Annotated in this window: 13 protein-coding genes; all 13 read right to left on the bottom strand. The window is 57.7% G+C overall.

All coding sequences use genetic code 11. From position 1 onward, the window contains the following. Positions 1-41: 41 nt before the first annotated feature. Positions 42-2,483, bottom strand: a complete 2,442-nt coding sequence (locus AAF463_RS25125; protein ID WP_350262630.1) for a DUF2235 domain-containing protein — start codon at positions 2,481-2,483, stop codon at positions 42-44. Beyond that, the gene (gene tli1, locus AAF463_RS25120) at positions 2,471-3,001 is read right to left on the bottom strand and encodes a T6SS immunity phospholipase A1-binding lipoprotein Tli1-KP (protein WP_350262629.1); all 531 of its coding nucleotides are present in this window, start codon (positions 2,999-3,001) and stop codon (positions 2,471-2,473) included. Before tli1 ends, AAF463_RS25125 begins: the two co-directional genes overlap by 13 nt. A gap of 83 nt (positions 3,002-3,084) precedes the next feature. Then, positions 3,085-3,837: a DUF4123 domain-containing protein gene (locus AAF463_RS25115; protein WP_350262628.1), complete on the bottom strand. Its 753-nt coding sequence runs from the start codon at positions 3,835-3,837 to the stop codon at positions 3,085-3,087. After that, complete coding sequence (gene vgrG, locus AAF463_RS25110; RefSeq protein WP_350262627.1) at positions 3,838-6,216, bottom strand: type VI secretion system tip protein VgrG; 2,379 nt, start codon at positions 6,214-6,216, stop codon at positions 3,838-3,840. It abuts the gene before it with no gap. 583 nt (positions 6,217-6,799) lie between these two features. Further along, positions 6,800-6,958 carry a hypothetical protein gene (locus AAF463_RS25105; protein WP_350262778.1) on the bottom strand — a complete coding sequence of 53 codons (159 nt, stop codon included), beginning with the start codon at positions 6,956-6,958 and terminating at the stop codon, positions 6,800-6,802. Then, positions 6,919-7,341: a hypothetical protein gene (locus AAF463_RS25100; protein ID WP_350262626.1), complete on the bottom strand. Its 423-nt coding sequence runs from the start codon at positions 7,339-7,341 to the stop codon at positions 6,919-6,921. Before AAF463_RS25100 ends, AAF463_RS25105 begins: the two co-directional genes overlap by 40 nt. Positions 7,342-7,384: 43 nt before the next feature. Next, positions 7,385-9,985 (bottom strand): type VI secretion system ATPase TssH, encoded by a 2,601-nt coding sequence (gene tssH, locus AAF463_RS25095; protein WP_350262625.1) that lies wholly within the window; start codon positions 9,983-9,985, stop codon positions 7,385-7,387. A 156-nt stretch (positions 9,986-10,141) separates the two neighbouring features. Continuing rightward, a complete protein-coding gene (hcp, locus tag AAF463_RS25090) occupies positions 10,142-10,633 on the bottom strand; it encodes a type VI secretion system effector Hcp (RefSeq protein ID WP_350262624.1) in 492 nt (163 codons plus the stop codon). 4 nt (positions 10,634-10,637) lie between these two features. Beyond that, positions 10,638-12,317, bottom strand: a complete 1,680-nt coding sequence (locus tag AAF463_RS25085) for an OmpA family protein (RefSeq protein ID WP_350262623.1) — start codon at positions 12,315-12,317, stop codon at positions 10,638-10,640. Continuing rightward, a complete protein-coding gene (gene tssL / locus AAF463_RS25080; RefSeq protein ID WP_350262622.1) occupies positions 12,314-12,988 on the bottom strand; it encodes a type VI secretion system protein TssL, short form in 675 nt (224 codons plus the stop codon). Before tssL ends, AAF463_RS25085 begins: the two co-directional genes overlap by 4 nt. After that, the gene (gene tssK, locus AAF463_RS25075; RefSeq protein ID WP_350262621.1) at positions 12,985-14,325 is read right to left on the bottom strand and encodes a type VI secretion system baseplate subunit TssK; all 1,341 of its coding nucleotides are present in this window, start codon (positions 14,323-14,325) and stop codon (positions 12,985-12,987) included. Before tssK ends, tssL begins: the two co-directional genes overlap by 4 nt. A gap of 14 nt (positions 14,326-14,339) precedes the next feature. Then, positions 14,340-15,887, bottom strand: coding sequence for a type VI secretion system contractile sheath large subunit (gene tssC / locus AAF463_RS25070; RefSeq protein ID WP_350262777.1), 1,548 nt, complete (start codon positions 15,885-15,887; stop codon positions 14,340-14,342). Positions 15,888-15,915: 28 nt separating this feature from the next. Continuing rightward, positions 15,916-16,413: a type VI secretion system contractile sheath small subunit gene (tssB, locus tag AAF463_RS25065; protein WP_350262620.1), complete on the bottom strand. Its 498-nt coding sequence runs from the start codon at positions 16,411-16,413 to the stop codon at positions 15,916-15,918. Between the last annotated feature and the right edge of the window lie 285 nt (positions 16,414-16,698).

The following is a 16,698-nucleotide window of genomic DNA, read 5'->3' as shown; positions in this document are numbered from 1 at the left end:
TGGCGGTGGTACCCGGGCTAAATCGGTCTGATTTGTCTGTATTATGCAGTCACCGTCAGGACGTCCTCCAGCCAGCTGGCCGGTATCGCAGCCTGCGCCCGCGCCAGCTGTTGTTCAGCCACAAGCGCTTTTCGCTGTGCAACCACCACTCCCGGCTCCCGGGTAAATGCCCGCTGCTGTTCCCCGCCCGGCAGTTCCGGCACGGGTTCACGGGTGATCCTGTCCAGCACCTCAACCTGCAGCGATCTTACAGCGCCTGTCGCGGCCAGCCCTGCCAGCTTTCCTGTCAGGCTCTTTTGTCTGAAGCTCAGCACCACACCCGTGGTCAGGGTCGCAAACCCGATAAGGTCCCCGGCGATCACCAGCGGTGACAGGGACTTATTACATTTGTCGCTGAAATAAATCATCCGGTAGCGGAAGTAGCCGCCCCACATTTCGCGCGTACCCAGCGCCGCGTGCATAAACCAGGCGCGCGAGTCGTGCACCTGGTCGTCGAACAACGCCCTGACCAGCCCGGCAGGCCGCTCTGCATTACTGGCCTCACCGGCGGCAGGGAAAAGAACTGCCACCCGCGCGTCTCCGTCTGCCTTTATTCGCCGGTATTCCTGGGGTTCATCATCGGTATTGAGAACGAAAATCATCGGCTGCAAAACGGTATCCAGCACCGCCTGCGCCAGATTCTCCGGAATACGGTATCCGTCGTGGTAATCCTTACCGAACTCCTTCGCCGCCTCAAACAACTGGGTCTGCGCCATATCCGGATCAAAATCCTTGACGCCGGGATAGAGCACAAGCTCATCCATCTTGTCGGCGGGCTGTTTTGTTATCTGGTCCTGACGCGTTTTGAGCACTTCCTGCTGCTTCTTATCCCGTGCGTCTTCTGCCGCCTTGCGCGCGGCCGGCAGCGCCTGGGTATTCGTGGCGCGCGGGTAGAAAGGTGTTTTCAGCACCGAACCTCTGGCGTAGCGATCGATACGCCAGGCGGTGATCCACGCAATCTGGTTTTCAACGACGGTTTCCAGACTGCCGCTGGCACGCGGTGGTTCGTATTGGGAGGCCTCTTCAGGCGTGATTTTTTCTGGGGTAGTCAGATTCAGGGTAAGTTCGCGCCAGGCGTTGAAGCGATTGACTAATGGTGTATCAATATCAAATTCGGAAATGGTATCAGCATCCATGACTCTCCAATGCTGGGCACTCAGATCATCGGGCAAAATACCTTCAGGAACTTTCAATGGTGCACCAATATCAAAAGCAGCAGCATACATATCGTTCAGAGGAATCTGCGATAACAATAAAGCATCATCCTTACCATTAGCCTTCCCCTGATCCCCCGGCGGATAACCGCCCCCCAGATCCGAGTGCATCCCCGGGTAAACCACCTCAGTGGCATAGGGCGGGTATTTCCCGTTACCCCGACGCACCGAGTCCAGCGGGAAGCAGAGGCGCTGCTCATGTCCGGACACCAGATGCACGCATTTTTTTATCAGCCCGCCATAAGTTTCATCGTCCGGCAGCTCCATCGTGTCGTCAGCCCAGGACATATGCCCTTCGGCAATCGGTACCACGTGCGCTATCCCAACGGAGGCCACGGTATCCAGCAGTCCGAGAAACTCCACGCTGACGGGCAACTGCAGTTCACCGATCTGCAGACACTGCGGGGGTTTTTCGCCCTCAGCCTTTGGTGGGGGAAGCAGCTCGCTAAGCCAGCGTACAAACGTACGCGCAGCGGCAGCACCGCGGGAAAACCCATAAACGTACAATTTGATGCCTAACACCTTAGGCTTACCCGGTTCCGGCTGCGTGAGCAGGGGTTTCAGTTTTGGGGCTAACTCATTCAGTAAACGACTGAACTCTTCGTAACGATTGTGGCTGCCGCCAAACCACAGGCGGTTCCAGCTGGTACTCATATTGCTGAGAGACTGTCGGCTCTCTGCAGTGGTTAACCATTTTTCAGTAGCAGAAAATTTCAGCACATCAATGATGCGTAGCAGCGCCCAGTTAATACGCTCTTCACCCTTAGTTGCGCCCACCAGTCCCATGGTGGAATAGTCCGGGTCGTTCACTTCCGGGAACGGGGTGCCTACGCCGGGCATATAGAACTTAAAATATTTTCCTTCACCGTCTTCTGCATCGTCTAAGAGTGTTGACTGCCCGTCAGTCGGAACCCCGCCAGCCGTACCGGTTCCAATAGTGGCACGAAACAACCGCGCAATATTGGTCGGATGCTTCGGGTCAGACAGCAGCAGGTCATTGTTCAGGTTATTACCCGTACCGTCGAAAAACAGACTGATATGCAGCGTCTTGCAGCACGGCGGCTCGACGCGTCGTCCGGCCGTCAGACACAGTTCCTGGCGGTAGAGCCGCTCGGCGCTATTCTGCTGATGGCAGCTCTGCCCGACCTGCAGCGCCTGCGTTGGCAGGCGTCCCTGCGCCGGGAACGGTGGCGGCAACCAGGCTAAATCTGTTTCCTTCACTTCGGACATACTCTAGGCTCCTTCATCCTGATGGGCTCTTTTATCGGGTAGTTGGCATTTCTCGGTGACCAGCAACTGGTCGTGACCTTCACCTCATCACAGGGCAAAAAGTGCACCGTGATGCCGCAGACGTCCTGGCCGTTATAGTCGGGAACCGGGACGGTTTTACTGTGCTGCCGTTTTTGCTCGTCAACTTCTTTCTTCCAAGCTTTGTATTTATCTCTGTCAGCAAATCCAGGAAAACCTTTAGAACCACCTACTCCACTTTCCCAGTCAATACGCACCGTCATACCCGGCGTCCAGCGGGCGGGCACGCTGTAACAGCAGCCGCCACCGCCGCCCTGGAACGGGCCAATAATGTCGATGCCCGACTGGTTATCCACGCTGAAGTGATTAATCGCCCATTTGGTGTGGTTGATGGCTTTAATGGTTCCGCCACCACCGCCTCCAGCCTGTGCGGCAGGCTGAGAGCAACCGGTTAACAGCAGCAGGCCCGCCAGCAGCGGGCTTAAGAATGCATGTTTCATCTGATTTCCGTGTATGAAAAGAACATATAAAAGGGAGGATGTGACGGCGGGTGAAACGGACTTTTTCACCATCAGATCCTTACTTATGCGGCAAACCACTTTTTCATGACCCAGGCCTCGCGTGCTTCATCCGGAATAATGCCCTGACTGGTTGCCTCCACCATGCCCTGGTAACAATCAGAAAAAAGTGCCTGTTGTGATGCATAACTGCCCGCAGGCGGTGCCCGGTGTGAAAGGAGGGTCATGACATCACAGACACACATCAGATGCTCAAGCTGGCGATCGCTGAGGTCGATTTTGTGAGGTTTTTCGTCGCGGGTCTGGGGCGTACCGTTACCTTTTATGCCTCTGGCATTACCATCCATATCCTGCCATGCCCAGAACAGTACAGGGCGCAATAAAGGCTTTTGTTGTTCCTCACTGAGAACGTGCGTAAATAGCACAGGGAAAATACGCGTATCATAAAACCGAAAAATCCCGCTCCGTCCTTCCTGCAGAATATCCATACACTGCGTGAGCCAGCCAGCCAGGGCAGAAAAAGGCCAGTGTGAACACAACAGCAGCAACGGAGCCTGAACGACGACCTGCTGACTCATGTCCTTCAGCCACTGCATCTGTTGAATATCGTCAAGGGTAATGCGTGCAATTAACGGAGCATCATCGATGATAAACGCTTCCGGAAGCCCGTGATAAAGTGATTGCCACTCCACCGATAGCGCATTCAGTGCCGGGATAACGCTGAAATCCAGCCCGGCCTGATCAACGATAATATCAAGATAATCAGTTCCGGATGTCCGGCAGGTACCGGCGACTTCCTCAATCCATTGTGCAGTCATTTATGCCTCCCTTGGCACAAAGCCCTGCGCCAGCTGCTGAGCTTTTTTTAGGCACTCTTTACATACTGATGCGGGCAGTTCTGGCAGGGGAAAATCTTCGCCGGCTGGCCCCTGCAAATCGTGCAGGCCTTTGAGACTGATTAATCCTGGCCCGTGAATGTGCACCTCCCCCTGTGGTGTGAGACGAAGATAAGCCCCGCCACAGCCCAGAGTGATGCCATTTTTAGCTGTCAACTGCAGGTGTCCTTGTGTTGACTGGACGGTGACATCTTTCAGAGAGGTTAGCGACAGCACATCGCTATGTGACTCAATCTCCAGCGAACCTTTGGCGGATACCAGCCGCATCCCTTCCTGTTGGGCAAGTAATGAGACCGCCTGACTCGCGTTCACCGAAAAGCGCTGTGCCGCGGTGATATTAACTTCCCCCAGGCTCTGCAGGTAAAGCCCTTTCCCGCTGTGCATCAGGGTCGTTTCCGGCGTGACGGCAGCAATACCTTTCGGTGAAGACAGCAGCAACACAGGCTCTTTAAGCTCGCTGGCACCGGAAACAAATGCTCTTAATGGCTCAGCATCTGGAGTTACGCTTTGGTGAGTCTGCGTAATAGTTCCCCATCCGGTTAACTGATTCAGCGCCCCTTTTAGCAGACTGATGGCTGGCTGCATCTCCAGCATTGCCCCCTGCGCCTTTGTCTGCCCGTCAGCACTGATAAATATTCCTTTCTGTGCCCGAATAGCTCCCCAGCTGTCGGTTCTGAGCTCAAAACCCTCACCACGTTTTTGTTTTTCGCCGTCCACCAGATGCCCGAGGTTTAGCTGGCTCTTGCCGCCGTACTCGGTGCTGAGCTTGATGTGCTCCTGCCCGCGCGTGTCGTCGAGGCGCAGCTTGTTGTTCGACGGCGTGCGCAGCACGTTGCGCCTGAAGTTGCGGATATTGACGTGGTCGGCGCGGGATGAATCGTGCAGCACCCCGGCGATGTACGGACGGTCCGGGTTGCCGTGCTCGAAGCCAATCGCCACCTCGGTGCCCGCCAGCAGCGGCAGATGAAACCCGTAGGTGTCGCCGGCGAACGGACGCGCCTGGCGCACCCACAGGCTTTCGAAGCCGCTTTCCCAGCCCGCGCGGTCAAACAGCATATTGACGCGATAGCGCCCGTCGCGGTCGATGTGCCCGTAGGTGTCGTTGGTGGTGGTGCTGGTGACGCGCGCCGGTAGCGTGCCCGCCATCACCGGGCGCGGCGCGGGCTCCGGGCGATAGCCGTAGCGGCCTTCCGCAGGAATGCCGCGAAACGCGGTTTCCATGCTGCTGTCGCGCGCCGCGCGGCAGACCAGCGCGGTGATAACCACGCCGCTGCGGAACGCCTCCGCCGCGTTGCCGCCGCTGGCGCGCACCACCACGCCCGGCATCAGCGCCGCGCAGCTGGACCTGGCGCTCAGCTGCGCCTGCCCGTTGAGGTAGCGCTCGTGGCGCAGCCGGGCGTAGAACGCGCCGCTCTCGGTAGCCGGGCTGGCGCTGTGCGCTTCGCCTGCCTGCAGGTAGTTGTCCGCCCAGTGATAGGCTTCGCCGTAGGTCGTATCGTCGCCGCCGGTGACGTCGGCCTGCGCGTTCATGTCGGCGGTGGCGTCGCGGTAGTTGTAGTCGCGGGTGCTGACGGTTTTCTCCACCACGCGGTAGCGGCTCTCCATCGCCCACACCGACTCCACGCCGCTGTCGTGCAGGCCGGACGGCGGCACCGCGGGCAGCGTCAGCCCGGTCACGTAGCCCTGCGGGCCGTCGTAAAACTCCACCACGTCGATGTTGAGCCGCGTGTCGGTGGTGAAGCGGAACCAGATGCCCACCTCCGCCAGCAGGCGCGAGACGAAGCGCAGGTCGTCCTCGTCAAACTGCATCACCTGCTCGCGCTTCGGGTAGTCGCGGCCGAGGTTAAATACGAAGTCCTGCCCGCGCATGCCGTGGCGGTCGCGCAGGATGGCTTCGGCAATCTGCGGCACCGACATGTCCTGCCAGATGGCGTTCTGCCGGGTGCGGGCAAGCAGCGCCAGGCGCGGCTGCAGCGTGATGGCGTAGCGCGCTTCGTCCGCCGAGACGCCGAGCGCATCAAAGCCGGTGACCACGCCCTGCACCACGCGCAGCGGTTCATTTTTTTTCAGCAATTCGCTGAGGCTCTGCGGCGACGGCAGCAACGTCAGCGACGCCGGTTTCAGCAACATCGCTTCGCGGCTGATATTTTTGTCGGCGCTGGTGAAGATGATGTTCCAGCTGAACGGCACGCTCAGCGCCTCCGTGCCTTCGAAGCTGAGCACGTCCAGCGGGAATGAGGCGTCTTTAACCTTCAGCAGGTGGTGGCTGTGGCTGAAGAAGGGAATGTCCGTTATAGTCATGGTTAAATCCTTTTAGTTTGCCAGATAGCAAAGTGCAGATAACTAAGAATGAAAAGCACGCCTTTCCTTATTAATTAGCCATTAATATAATAGATAACTGCTACACGACCTCATCACAAATATACTTTCAAAACAGATAAGCAAACTAACAATCTTTAATTATCCGACATAAATCAAATCCAAAAATAACCTTACCGGTTACTCCCCCTCATCTTAAAACATCCCAGCTTTCGACTTTCTTTTATTTATTTCCCTAATGCCACTTACGTTATTGTTACTAAATAGTCAAAATTAAAAACAGCCCGCATGCTAATGGTGCCAGCGGGGGAAGGAAAAGCAACCACCCCTCGTTTCTTAGGGGACGATTCTTAAGAAAGAAAATGACAACCAAAATTGTATTAACAATAAAATCGACCAGCAGAAAAACAATGATTAAAGGAATAAAAACCATTCCAGCATATCCAGAACCATAAACCATCTTATAAAAGAACCCAAAGACTATAGCGCAAATAATTGTCAACAAAGTCACTAAGCTTGATGGAAATTCATAAGTTCGTACATACATAATAAATAGCCTCAAAAGTTAGGATTCAACGCTGGGTTCGCCGTTACCATTAACATCTATGCTCATATCTCCCGTTACCGGGTTATTCACAAGGAGCTGCAATATCATCTGGCTCAGCACTGGCAAAATTTGCTGATTTAACAGTCTGTCGACGTTGCGCGCGCCGGTGTCCGGCAGCAGGCACGCCAGCGCAACGCCGTGAAAATTTTCTCCAGCAAGCGCATCGCCGCATCGCTTTTTTGCGGTGTCAGAGTTGGATTGGAATTTTGAACCAGCACAATGCCGTCCAGCGGACGGCTGCGGCGCAGCTTGCGCAGTAGCTGCATCGTCAGCTCGCTGAGGCTCTGCGGCGACTGCAGCAGCGTCAGCGACGCCGGTTTCAGCAGCATCGCCTCGCGGCTGATGTGCTTGTCGGTGCTGGTGAAGATGATGTGCCAGCTGAACGGCGCGCTCAGCGCCTCCGTGCCTTCGAAGCTGAGCACGTCCAGCGGGAATGAGGCGTCTTTAACCTTCAGCAGGTGGTGACTGTGGCTGAAGAAGGGAATGGCCATATCTGTCATGGTGAAATCCTTTTGTTGCCGCGTACAGAAAACCGTCGTTCACTCAGAACGTAAAGGTCACCTCGCCTTCTTCACTGGTATCCAGCGTCAGGCTGTCGCTTAAGATGCCGCTGGCGCGGTGCTGCAAAATCATCTGGCTCAGCACCGGCAGAATCTGCTGATTGAGCAAACTGTCAACGTTGCGCGCGCCGGTATCCGGCAGCAGGCACGCGTCGGTGAGCATGTCGAACAGGCCGTCGCCGATGGTGGTGCGGATGCCGTAATGGCGCGCCAGCCGCTGGCTGACCTGCTTTAGCTTCATCTCCACAATGATGCGCATGGCCTCGCGCGCCAGCGGACGGTAAATCACCGTCTGGAAGCGGGCCAGCAGCGCGGGCTGGAAGTGATTGCGCAGGATCGGGCGCAGGCACTCCTGGAGTTCGGATTCGGGAGCGTCCGGGGTTTCATCCAGCATCTGCATCAGCGCATCGCTGCCAAGATTGGAGGTCATCAGGATGACGGTGTTGCGGAAGTCGATTTCGCGCCCTTCGCCGTCGCGCATAAAGCCGCGGTCAAACACCTGATAAAACAGGTTGATGACGTCGCGGTGCGCTTTTTCCACTTCGTCGAGCAGCACCACGCTGTACGGGCGCTTGCGCACCGCTTCGGTGAGAATGCCGCCCTGGCCGTAGCCAACGTAGCCCGGCGGCGAGCCTTTCAGCTGGCTGACGGTGTGCGCTTCCTGATACTCGCTGAGATTGATGGTAATCAGTGATTTCTCACCGCCGTACAGCATATCGGCCAGCGCCAGCGCGGTTTCGGTTTTGCCGGTGCCGCTGGTGCCGACCAGCAGAAACACGCCCTGCGGGCCATTTTCCGAGGTGAGGCCGGTTTTGGCGGCGCGCAGGCGCTGCGCGATGGCGCTGAGCGCCGCGTCCTGCCCCACCACGCGCGTGGCGAGCTGGCTTTCCAGCGCCAGCAGTTCTGCCTGTTCGTCCTTCATTAATGAAGAGAGCGGCACGCCGGTCCAGTCGGCAATCACGCCCGCCACGATGCGCGCGTCGACGTCGGCGGTGAGCAGCGGCTCGCCGGGCTGTAGCGCGTCCAGGTCGGTCTGGAGCTGTGCGATGGCGTTGCGCTGGCTGGCGTCTTTACGGCTTTCCAGCAGCTGCTGCATCAGCGACTGCACGATGCCGTAGCGCTGCTCCAGCGCCTTAAGTTCTTCATCGGTTACCGCAATCAGGTCTGCGATTTCTGCCAGACGCTCCTGCGGGATGGCGCCGCCCAGCGCTTCATCATCGAGGATGGCGCGCTGCTCGATGTTAAGCGCGTCGAGTTTTGCTCTGAGTCGTGTGATGGCTTCTGGCACCGTGTCCTGGCTCATGCGCACACGCGCGGCGGCGGTGTCGAGCAGGTCAACCGCCTTGTCCGGCAGTTGGCGTCCGGTAAGGTAGCGGCGCGACAGCGTGACGGCGGCGCGTACCGCCGCGTCGGTGATGTGCACGCCGTGGTGTTCGGCATAGCGCGATTTCAGTCCACGCAGCATCAGACAGGCGGTATCGTCATCCGGCTCGTCGACTTTCACCATCTGGAAGCGGCGCTCCAGTGCGGCGTCCTTCTCGAAATACTGTTTGTACTCGCTCCAGGTGGTGGCCGCGATGGTGCGCAGTTCGCCGCGCGCCAGCGCCGGCTTCAGCAGGTTGGACGCGTCAGCGCCACCCGCTGCGTTGCCCGCGCCGATGATGGTGTGCGCTTCGTCGATAAACAGCAGAACCGGATTTGGCGCTGCCTGCACCTCGGTGATGATGTTTTTCAGGCGCTGCTCGAACTCGCCCTTCACGCCCGCGCCCGCCTGCAGCATACCGAGGTCCAGCGTATGCACGCTCACCGGCTTGAGGCTGTCCGGCACGTTGCCCTCAGCAATGCGCAGCGCCAGCCCTTCGACCAGCGCGGTTTTACCCACGCCCGGCTCGCCGACCAGAATCGGGTTGTTCTTGCGGCGACGCGACAGGATATCCACCATCTGGCGGATTTCATTGTCGCGGCCAAATACCGGGTCGATTTTGCCGCTGCGCGCGTCAGCGGTGACGTCGCGGGTGAAGCGTGCAAGGGCTTCGGCGGCTGGGGTTTTGGTTTCGCCTGCCATGGTTTGTTCGATGCTGCTAACGGGCATCTCCAGCTGTTCCGCTTCCGCACGCTCGTCGGACTGCGCTTCCAGCATCGGCTTTAAACGCTCAAGCTGGCTCATACGCAGACTCAGCAGCGGCCACAGCCCTTCGCAGCGCACCAGCGACGGCTGCTCCGCCAGCGCCATTAGCAAGTGGATGCTGCGGATTTGAGGATTGTTATCAGATGCTGACGCCGTCAGCCACGCCTGCTTTAACAGCGCTTCTAATGACGAAGAAAGTTGCGGACGCCCGCGCACCGCGCGAGGCAGACGATCGAGGAACGCCAGCAAATCCTGCCAGATAGCGTCCATATCCCATTCGTAACGGCGCGCGATCACGGTGATGTCGCCTTCGCCCTGCTCCAGTAGCTTGAGCAGCCAGTGTTCGGGCTGGATTTCGGCGTGTGCGCGGGTCTGACACAGCGAGGCGGCGGCCTCCAGCGCCTGCGCGCAGAACGGGTTGAGGCGACGCAGCAAGGCGGCTGACTGACTATCCATAGCATGATTCTCCTGTTTGCGGACACGCTACCGCCCATCGCCGTAAACCGAAGCGCATAAGGTCAGCAGGTCTGATGTGAAATAACTTGTGGCTTCACCCGTAATGGATGAAAGCACAAGGTATCTGCTGGGCTGGCTTAGGCCAGCCCAGAGTAATTACGCCGTGGCTCTCTCATTCCATGAATCGGAATGGATAATGTTGCCGTCTTTGTAGGTCCAGGTGATTTTTTCGTAACGCAGTTCTATCTGCTCCAGATGATTGTGCTTCTCCTTTGACGGGTCTTTAACGTCGTGCATCAGCGGATTGACCTTCACCACCTTTACGTTCTCAAGCCGGGTATTGAAGTACTCCACTTCCTGACCCGCATCGCTGATGCGATACCATTTGAACTCCGCCGACTTCAGCGTCTGACCGGTGGTCACCGCTTTGTAGAGGTACGGGCTTGATGAGTCGATTTCCTTGGTTAAGAAGAATGGCGTATGAATACGCGTGCCGGTCAGCTTGCCGGTGTTGTTATCCGTCGGGATATAGAGATTGTGCTGCTGCGCCACCACCTCAATGCTGCCCTCACGGTCCTGCACGTCCACCGATCCCTTGATGTCCGCACCGCCGTCGTCCTTCAGCCACAGATAAACGGGAATTGCCATGTTGTTACTCCTTTTCTTCATAATTGCCGTCACCATCCTGTGATGACGGGGGGATTGCGTCCGCTGACTGGCAGGCATCGGCCTGGGGCAGCAGACTGATTTCAACACGCCGGTTGGCCGCGCGGCCTTCGGCTGTGTCGTTTGTCGCTATCGGGCGGTGCTGGCCAAAGCCCTGCACCGCGAAACAGCTTTCATCCACATCACCCGTGTCACGCATCCAGTCGCGCACCGCTTCCGCTCGCTTAAGAGACAGACGCTGATTCAGCGCAGGATTGCCGGTATCATCGGTATGTCCGGATACAACAATCAGCCAGCCGGCTCTCGCCTTAACGTTGAACAGTGTATTTACCAGCACTTTGGTCGAGCCGGTTTTCAGATCGGGTTTACCGGGATCAAACAATGACATGGCATTTAATCTCACCAGGTTCTGCTGTGGTGCAGGTTTGAGCCCAGGTTCTGGCATCCATTCACTGATGGCGCGAAGTACCGGAAGGTGCAGATGTCCTCCCTGATAGAGCCCCAGATTCAGGCTGAGCGGTGCCCCCTGACGGGCATAGGTGTTAAGCTGACTGGCGTCTTCGCGAAGCACCTGGACCGCCTTCAACTTCAGCGCGTAATCCGTTGTGGCAATGTGGCTGAAGTGCTGCAGATCAAACGCAATGCGCCGGATCAGCGACTGGTTGTTCCAGGCCACCGCACACAACGCCATTACGGCAGCCACGGCAAAGGCATGAACAGCTACGTTCAGGGCTCGATCGCGTGGTGTCAGGCCGCGCCCCTGAGGCAGGAGTGGGAGAATAAATTCGGGGAGTTCGGGATAGGTGCCCGGCGAGATATCTGCGCATCTTATGGCGGTGTGCTGTAACAGCCATGCATGCCATAGCGAATCGCTCCCTTTACCAGGCATCCCGGGTTGCAGAAGCAACATGATGGCAGCCGGTGTCACGGAGGCGACATCAGTGTGTGCGTCAGTCAGCACGTGCAGCACATGCACTCGCGTCCAGGCCTCCAGTGACGTGAACAAAATTTGCTGCTGTATCGCCTTTTCTCCTCCCCACTGTTGCCATTCACTGACATTTTGGGGAGAGCCTTCATCAAGCCAGACTTGTGGGCAGCTCCCCGCCAACTGGAACTGCCACAGCGGCGCGCTGCACAACGTCATCGCACCGGAGATAGCCACATTAATCAGCAGAGGCAACGACAGGTGGGTTTCGCGTTTTAACATGCCGATTTGCCAGCGCAGGACAAATAAATCATTTTTCAATGCGACATTGTCATGCTGATGCTGCGGAGTGATGTTAAGACAGATGGAAAGCTGATTTCCCCAGTCCGGACGCAGCTGCAGTAGCTGGCGAACGCCTTGCTGCAGGTTACTGCTGTCTTTTACACGCACAAAGCAGCCCTGCGGCAGGATACGTACCGGCTCTTCATCGCAGAGGCCACTTGGGCCGCAGCACAATACGACCGGCTGGCTAAACGTAGCGTCCGGCAATCCCTCCCAGCAATCATGAGTGAGCTGAATACGACGACGCGCCAGTTTCAGCATCACAATGCTGATAATCAGCGTCACGAACACGAACAGCAAAATAGCCGCGCTGCGCGCAAGCGGAAGAAACAGCAGGCAAAGCGCGGCGCAGAGTAGCCAGATCCAGAGCGCCAGCAGACGATGCATTAGCGGCGTCATTCCTTTACTCCGGGCAGGAGTGTTGTGATGAGGTGATCAAGCCTGTGATCAAGTCCCCACCACAGCACCACCAGCAGCACAGCGGTCAGGCCAAGACGTGCAGGCCAGCTACTGAGCCAGCCCGCGCGCAGCCCACCGCTTGCCAGCGATAACAACGGCGCATCCGCCGCTCGCGTGAAAGGGGGGATGCGTTTCGTCAGCGCGCTCATCAGCTGTCGGCGCGCCGGTGCGTCTGCCGAAACATACCCGCCGATAAAGCCCAGCATCATCACGCGATGAAAGCAGGTCAGCACCCTCTCGTCGGCTTCCGGCTGGGCCAGCACCTGCTGCATGCGATCGCACAGCGTTTCGCCTGCGTCCATGGTTTGCAAAAAATGGCCCTGCAGCGGCATGTGATACCACTGCAGGCAGGCATCATCCTGCACGCCGCGCCCTTTTACCGCCTCATCCAGCAGCGCGCACTGCGCCAGCAGAATGTCATGGCGACTTTCGCGGCTTACTCCAGCTTCACGCAGCGCCAGCTGCACGCGCTCCGCATCAGCGACGCAGCGCTGCCACAGCGCCAGCCCTTCGCCGTCGGCAAATTCCGGGCCGTGACGCAGGCTGATCACCTGCAGCCATGTGTTTTGCAGCAGCGCATCAATATCCGGGGTTTGTGATGTTGTACTCATGATTTCAGCACCGCGAAGAGTTCCAGTTCCGGGTCACCCAGCGTGCCGGGGACGTAAAACATGCAGCTGCCGCTCTCGAGCATGGCGCGTGCCGCCGGATGCGACAGATCCAGCGTGAAATACTGATTCTCCAGTCGCAGCGGAATGGCGGCCGGCACATGGCTGAGCGGTTTCAGTGGAATACCCAGCTGCGAGCTGTTGACCAGCGCGATCACGTCATCGGGGCTGCCCACTTTGCACTGGCGCGGGAACTGCTCCTGCAACTGCGCAACCGGCAGCGTCGAGCGCACGGAGAGATAGAAATCCGCTTCCTCGCGCAGGCGTGGATCGCTAAGGCGCGCCTGCCACTGACGCAGCCGGCGATCGTGTGTCATTTCAATCGCTACCATGCGCGAAGGCAGACTCGCCTCCAGCAGCGTGCCGAGCAGGCTGAACAGCGGCGGAAATACCTCATTAAGGTTGTCGTGGCGGTAAGCCGGAATGGCGCTCACCTGATGCTCCAGCGAGAACGTCAGCAGACTGCCCGCCAGCCGCGCCAGCTCCGGATAAAGCCGTTCAGGTGGGCTTTGCGGATGGCGCAGAAAATCAGCCAGCACCGGTTCGGCACTGTTGAGCGCATTGAGCAGCCAGAACAGCGACACATCGGCGACGGCAAAATCGGCCATGCGCTGGTTGCTTTCACGGCGCATCGCCATCAGGCGTACCAGACGGGCACCCAGCTGCGTCACCAGCTGTTCAAGTGCTGTCACCAGCCACGGGCTGGATTGCAGCGTCAAAAGTGGCGGCAGGAACTGGCTGTCCAGCACCCAGCCGCCCTGCGCATCCTGCTGCAGACGCGCCACCGGACAGGTCAGCCAGTCGCTGTTGTCCTGATGTGCATAACGCAGCGTCAGTTCAGGCTGCAATACCGCAATCTGTCGGGTGTCATCCCCGAACAGGTTGCGGATATCGCGCCAGCGCTGGCGGAATCGCACCGGGCGCTCGGCCACGTCGCTCTCCTGCAGGCAGTTGCCGCCGTTGGCATAGAGCTGCGGCAGCGCCAGAACAACCGTCACTTCTTTCTGCTCCGCCGCGAGCGTCAGCGTGGGTGGCAGCGGATCGGCGTTGTGCGTATCAACCAGCGTGCCGTCACTGAAGCGCAGATGGAGATGACGCGGTTGCAAACGACCGAGTTTAAGTGCTTCAGGCTCAAACTCCGCCTGCAGCACCCCCCACGGCTGATTGAGCCCCATGCGCGCGATGCACTCGCTGTGCCACGCCTGCCAGGCGGACTGCTGCTGAAAGTGCTGGGGCGAGATCAGGGTGCCCCGGCCCCAGAGTGGTTGTTCTGTTTTCATCCCTGAGTTCCGCCTTACGCTTTAGCTTTTGGCATCTGCGACACCAGCGACAGGTTCACGTCCATCCCTTCCACCTGGAAGTGCGGCACCGCGAACAGCTTGACGCGGAAGAAGCCCGGGTTGTCTTCGATATCTTCCACCAGCACTTTCGCATCGCGCAGCGGATGTGAAGATTGCAGCTCGTCGCCCGGTTCGGTCATTTCGGTGACCAGACCGCGCACCCAGGTGTTCAGCTCCAGCTCCAGCAGGCGGCGATCTTTGGTGGTGCCGATGTTTTCGCGCTGGATCAGCTTCAGGTAATGCGCAATGCGCGACAGCAGGAAGATGTACGGCAGACGCGCATTGATGCGGCTGTTTGCGGTGGCATCCGCGGTATCGTACAGCGCCGGTTTCTGCGTCGAGTTAGCTGAGAAGAAGCAGGCGTAATCGCGGTTCTTGTAGTACGAAAGCGGGATGAAGCCGAGGTTGGCGAACTCAAACTCACGGGTTTCCGGGATCATCACCTCGGACGGGATTTTCATCTGGTTGCCGGTGCCGAGATCGTAGAGATGGATCGGCAGGTCCTGCACCGCGCCACCCGCCTGCGGGCCGCGAATCTGCACGCACCAGCCGTTGCTGATGAAGCTCTGCACCATGTTGGCGGCGAAGGCGAACGAGGCATTGGTCCACAGATATTTGTCGTGGTCCGGGCCTTTCACTTCTTCGACGTAGTTGAAGCTGCGCACCGGCACGGTATCCGGGCCGTACGGCAGACGACCCAGCACGCGCGGCATGGTCAGGCCGATGTAGCGCGCATCGTCGGTATCGCGGAACGATTTCCACTTAATGTATTCCGCGCGGTCGAAGTAGTTGCCGATGTCTTTGATCGCCGCCACTTCCTCCATCGACTCTTTCAGGAAGAACTGCGGGCCGACCGAACCGATAAACGGCATGTGCGCCGAGGCAGCCACTTTCGACAGGTTACGCAGCAGCGCCACGTCCTGCGCGGAAGCATCGAACTCGTAGGCAGAAATTACCGCGCCAATCGGCTCGCCGCCCGGCGTGTCGTATTCCGCTACATAAGTTTGCAGGTAAAGGCCGCTCTGGATGATTTCCGGCGCATCTTCGAAGTCCTGACGCAAGTCGTCTTTCGACACGTCCAGCACTTCAATTTTTACGTTCTGACGGAAGTCGGTTTTATCCACCAGCGACTTCAGGCCGCGCCACGTTGATTCCACCTTCTGGAATTCATCGTGATGCATTACCGCATCGAGCTGGCGGCTGATCTGGCGGTCCAGCTCGGCGATGTGGTGATCCAGCAGGTTTTTATCCAGCTTCTCCACTTTTGCGCCGCTGATTTTCAGGCGCGTCAGGAACACCTGCATGGCTGCGGTCACGCGCTCGTCGGCGGTGGCGTCAGACATCGCCTGGCTGTCCTGCCAGACATTCAGGTCGCTTAACTCCGATACCGGATTGAGGTTGATTTTTTCAAACAGTGAAGCATAGACGCCCCCTTCAACAGGACGCTCCAGCACGGCGGTCTCGCCGGAAGACGGTTTCTTTTTCTGAACGGGCATCAATATTCTCTCTTAATAGTCCATTACGGGGATGTCAGGCCTGTACGGAGGCCAGTGCAGAAAGCTCGGTACGCAGTTCATCGCTGAGAGTGGGATCTTTCAGGATGGCTTCCAGCTCTTTGCGGAAGGTGACGTTATCAAGCAGGTTGGATTTGAGGTCGCGCAGCAGATTGCGCATCGCCAGCATGGCGCGCAACTGTGGGATCTGGCGCGCAACCTGTTCCGGCTCAAAGTCCTTCATGTCGCGGAAGTTAAGCGCCACGTTATCTTCGCTGCCGTCGCCGGCCAGCGTATTTGGCACGGCAAAAGAAACTGCTGGTGCGATATCAGCCAGCACGCTGTTGAAGTTATTTTTATTGACGTTAATTTTTTCGCGTTCAGACAGAGGGCGATCTTCTGCGCCATTGCTGAAATCGCCGGTCACCAGCAGTTTGAGCGGCAGCTCGGTATTTTTAGCTGCTGAGCCGGTATGCAGGTCAAGCTTCAGGTTAATTCGGGCTTTGGGAATTTCATTCTGGTAAGAATTACTCATGATAACTCCTTGTAAAAATGGTGCGGAAAGCACATCAGGGCACACTTTCCAGGCGTGAGCCGGCGGGAATATATAGTGGAATTCTGCACAGGAACAACGGCAGGAAACGGAGGGAAAATGAGCGCTGACGAAAATAATTACATTAAAAAAACAGCTAAGTGCATGTTTTCAGGTTCATTGAAGACAGGAAATAAGACCCATAATTAGATCCATTTATAACAAATCTGACAATTACATGACGTTAAACAACAGTAGGTAAACCCATTAATAGAGGGCATCAGAAGA

Origin of the sequence: Pantoea sp. BJ2 (assembly GCF_040255075.1) — a bacterium.
GTDB lineage: Bacteria > Pseudomonadota > Gammaproteobacteria > Enterobacterales > Enterobacteriaceae > Pantoea > Pantoea leporis.
Note: the sequence above shows the minus strand (reverse complement) of the source record. Positions and strands in the feature narration are given on the sequence as shown.

Coding starts and splice junctions, on each gene's coding strand:
- AAF463_RS25125 (WP_350262630.1), bottom strand. CDS start 2,483: ATGTCCGAAGTGAAGGAAACAGATTTAGCCTGGTTGCCGCCACCGTTC.
- tli1 (WP_350262629.1), bottom strand. CDS start 3,001: ATGAAACATGCATTCTTAAGCCCGCTGCTGGCGGGCCTGCTGCTGTTA.
- AAF463_RS25115 (WP_350262628.1), bottom strand. CDS start 3,837: ATGACTGCACAATGGATTGAGGAAGTCGCCGGTACCTGCCGGACATCC.
- vgrG (WP_350262627.1), bottom strand. CDS start 6,216: ATGACTATAACGGACATTCCCTTCTTCAGCCACAGCCACCACCTGCTG.
- AAF463_RS25100 (WP_350262626.1), bottom strand. CDS start 7,341: ATGACAGATATGGCCATTCCCTTCTTCAGCCACAGTCACCACCTGCTG.
- tssH (WP_350262625.1), bottom strand. CDS start 9,985: ATGGATAGTCAGTCAGCCGCCTTGCTGCGTCGCCTCAACCCGTTCTGC.
- hcp (WP_350262624.1), bottom strand. CDS start 10,633: ATGGCAATTCCCGTTTATCTGTGGCTGAAGGACGACGGCGGTGCGGAC.
- AAF463_RS25085 (WP_350262623.1), bottom strand. CDS start 12,317: ATGACGCCGCTAATGCATCGTCTGCTGGCGCTCTGGATCTGGCTACTC.
- tssL (WP_350262622.1), bottom strand. CDS start 12,988: ATGAGTACAACATCACAAACCCCGGATATTGATGCGCTGCTGCAAAAC.
- tssK (WP_350262621.1), bottom strand. CDS start 14,325: ATGAAAACAGAACAACCACTCTGGGGCCGGGGCACCCTGATCTCGCCC.
- tssB (WP_350262620.1), bottom strand. CDS start 16,413: ATGAGTAATTCTTACCAGAATGAAATTCCCAAAGCCCGAATTAACCTG.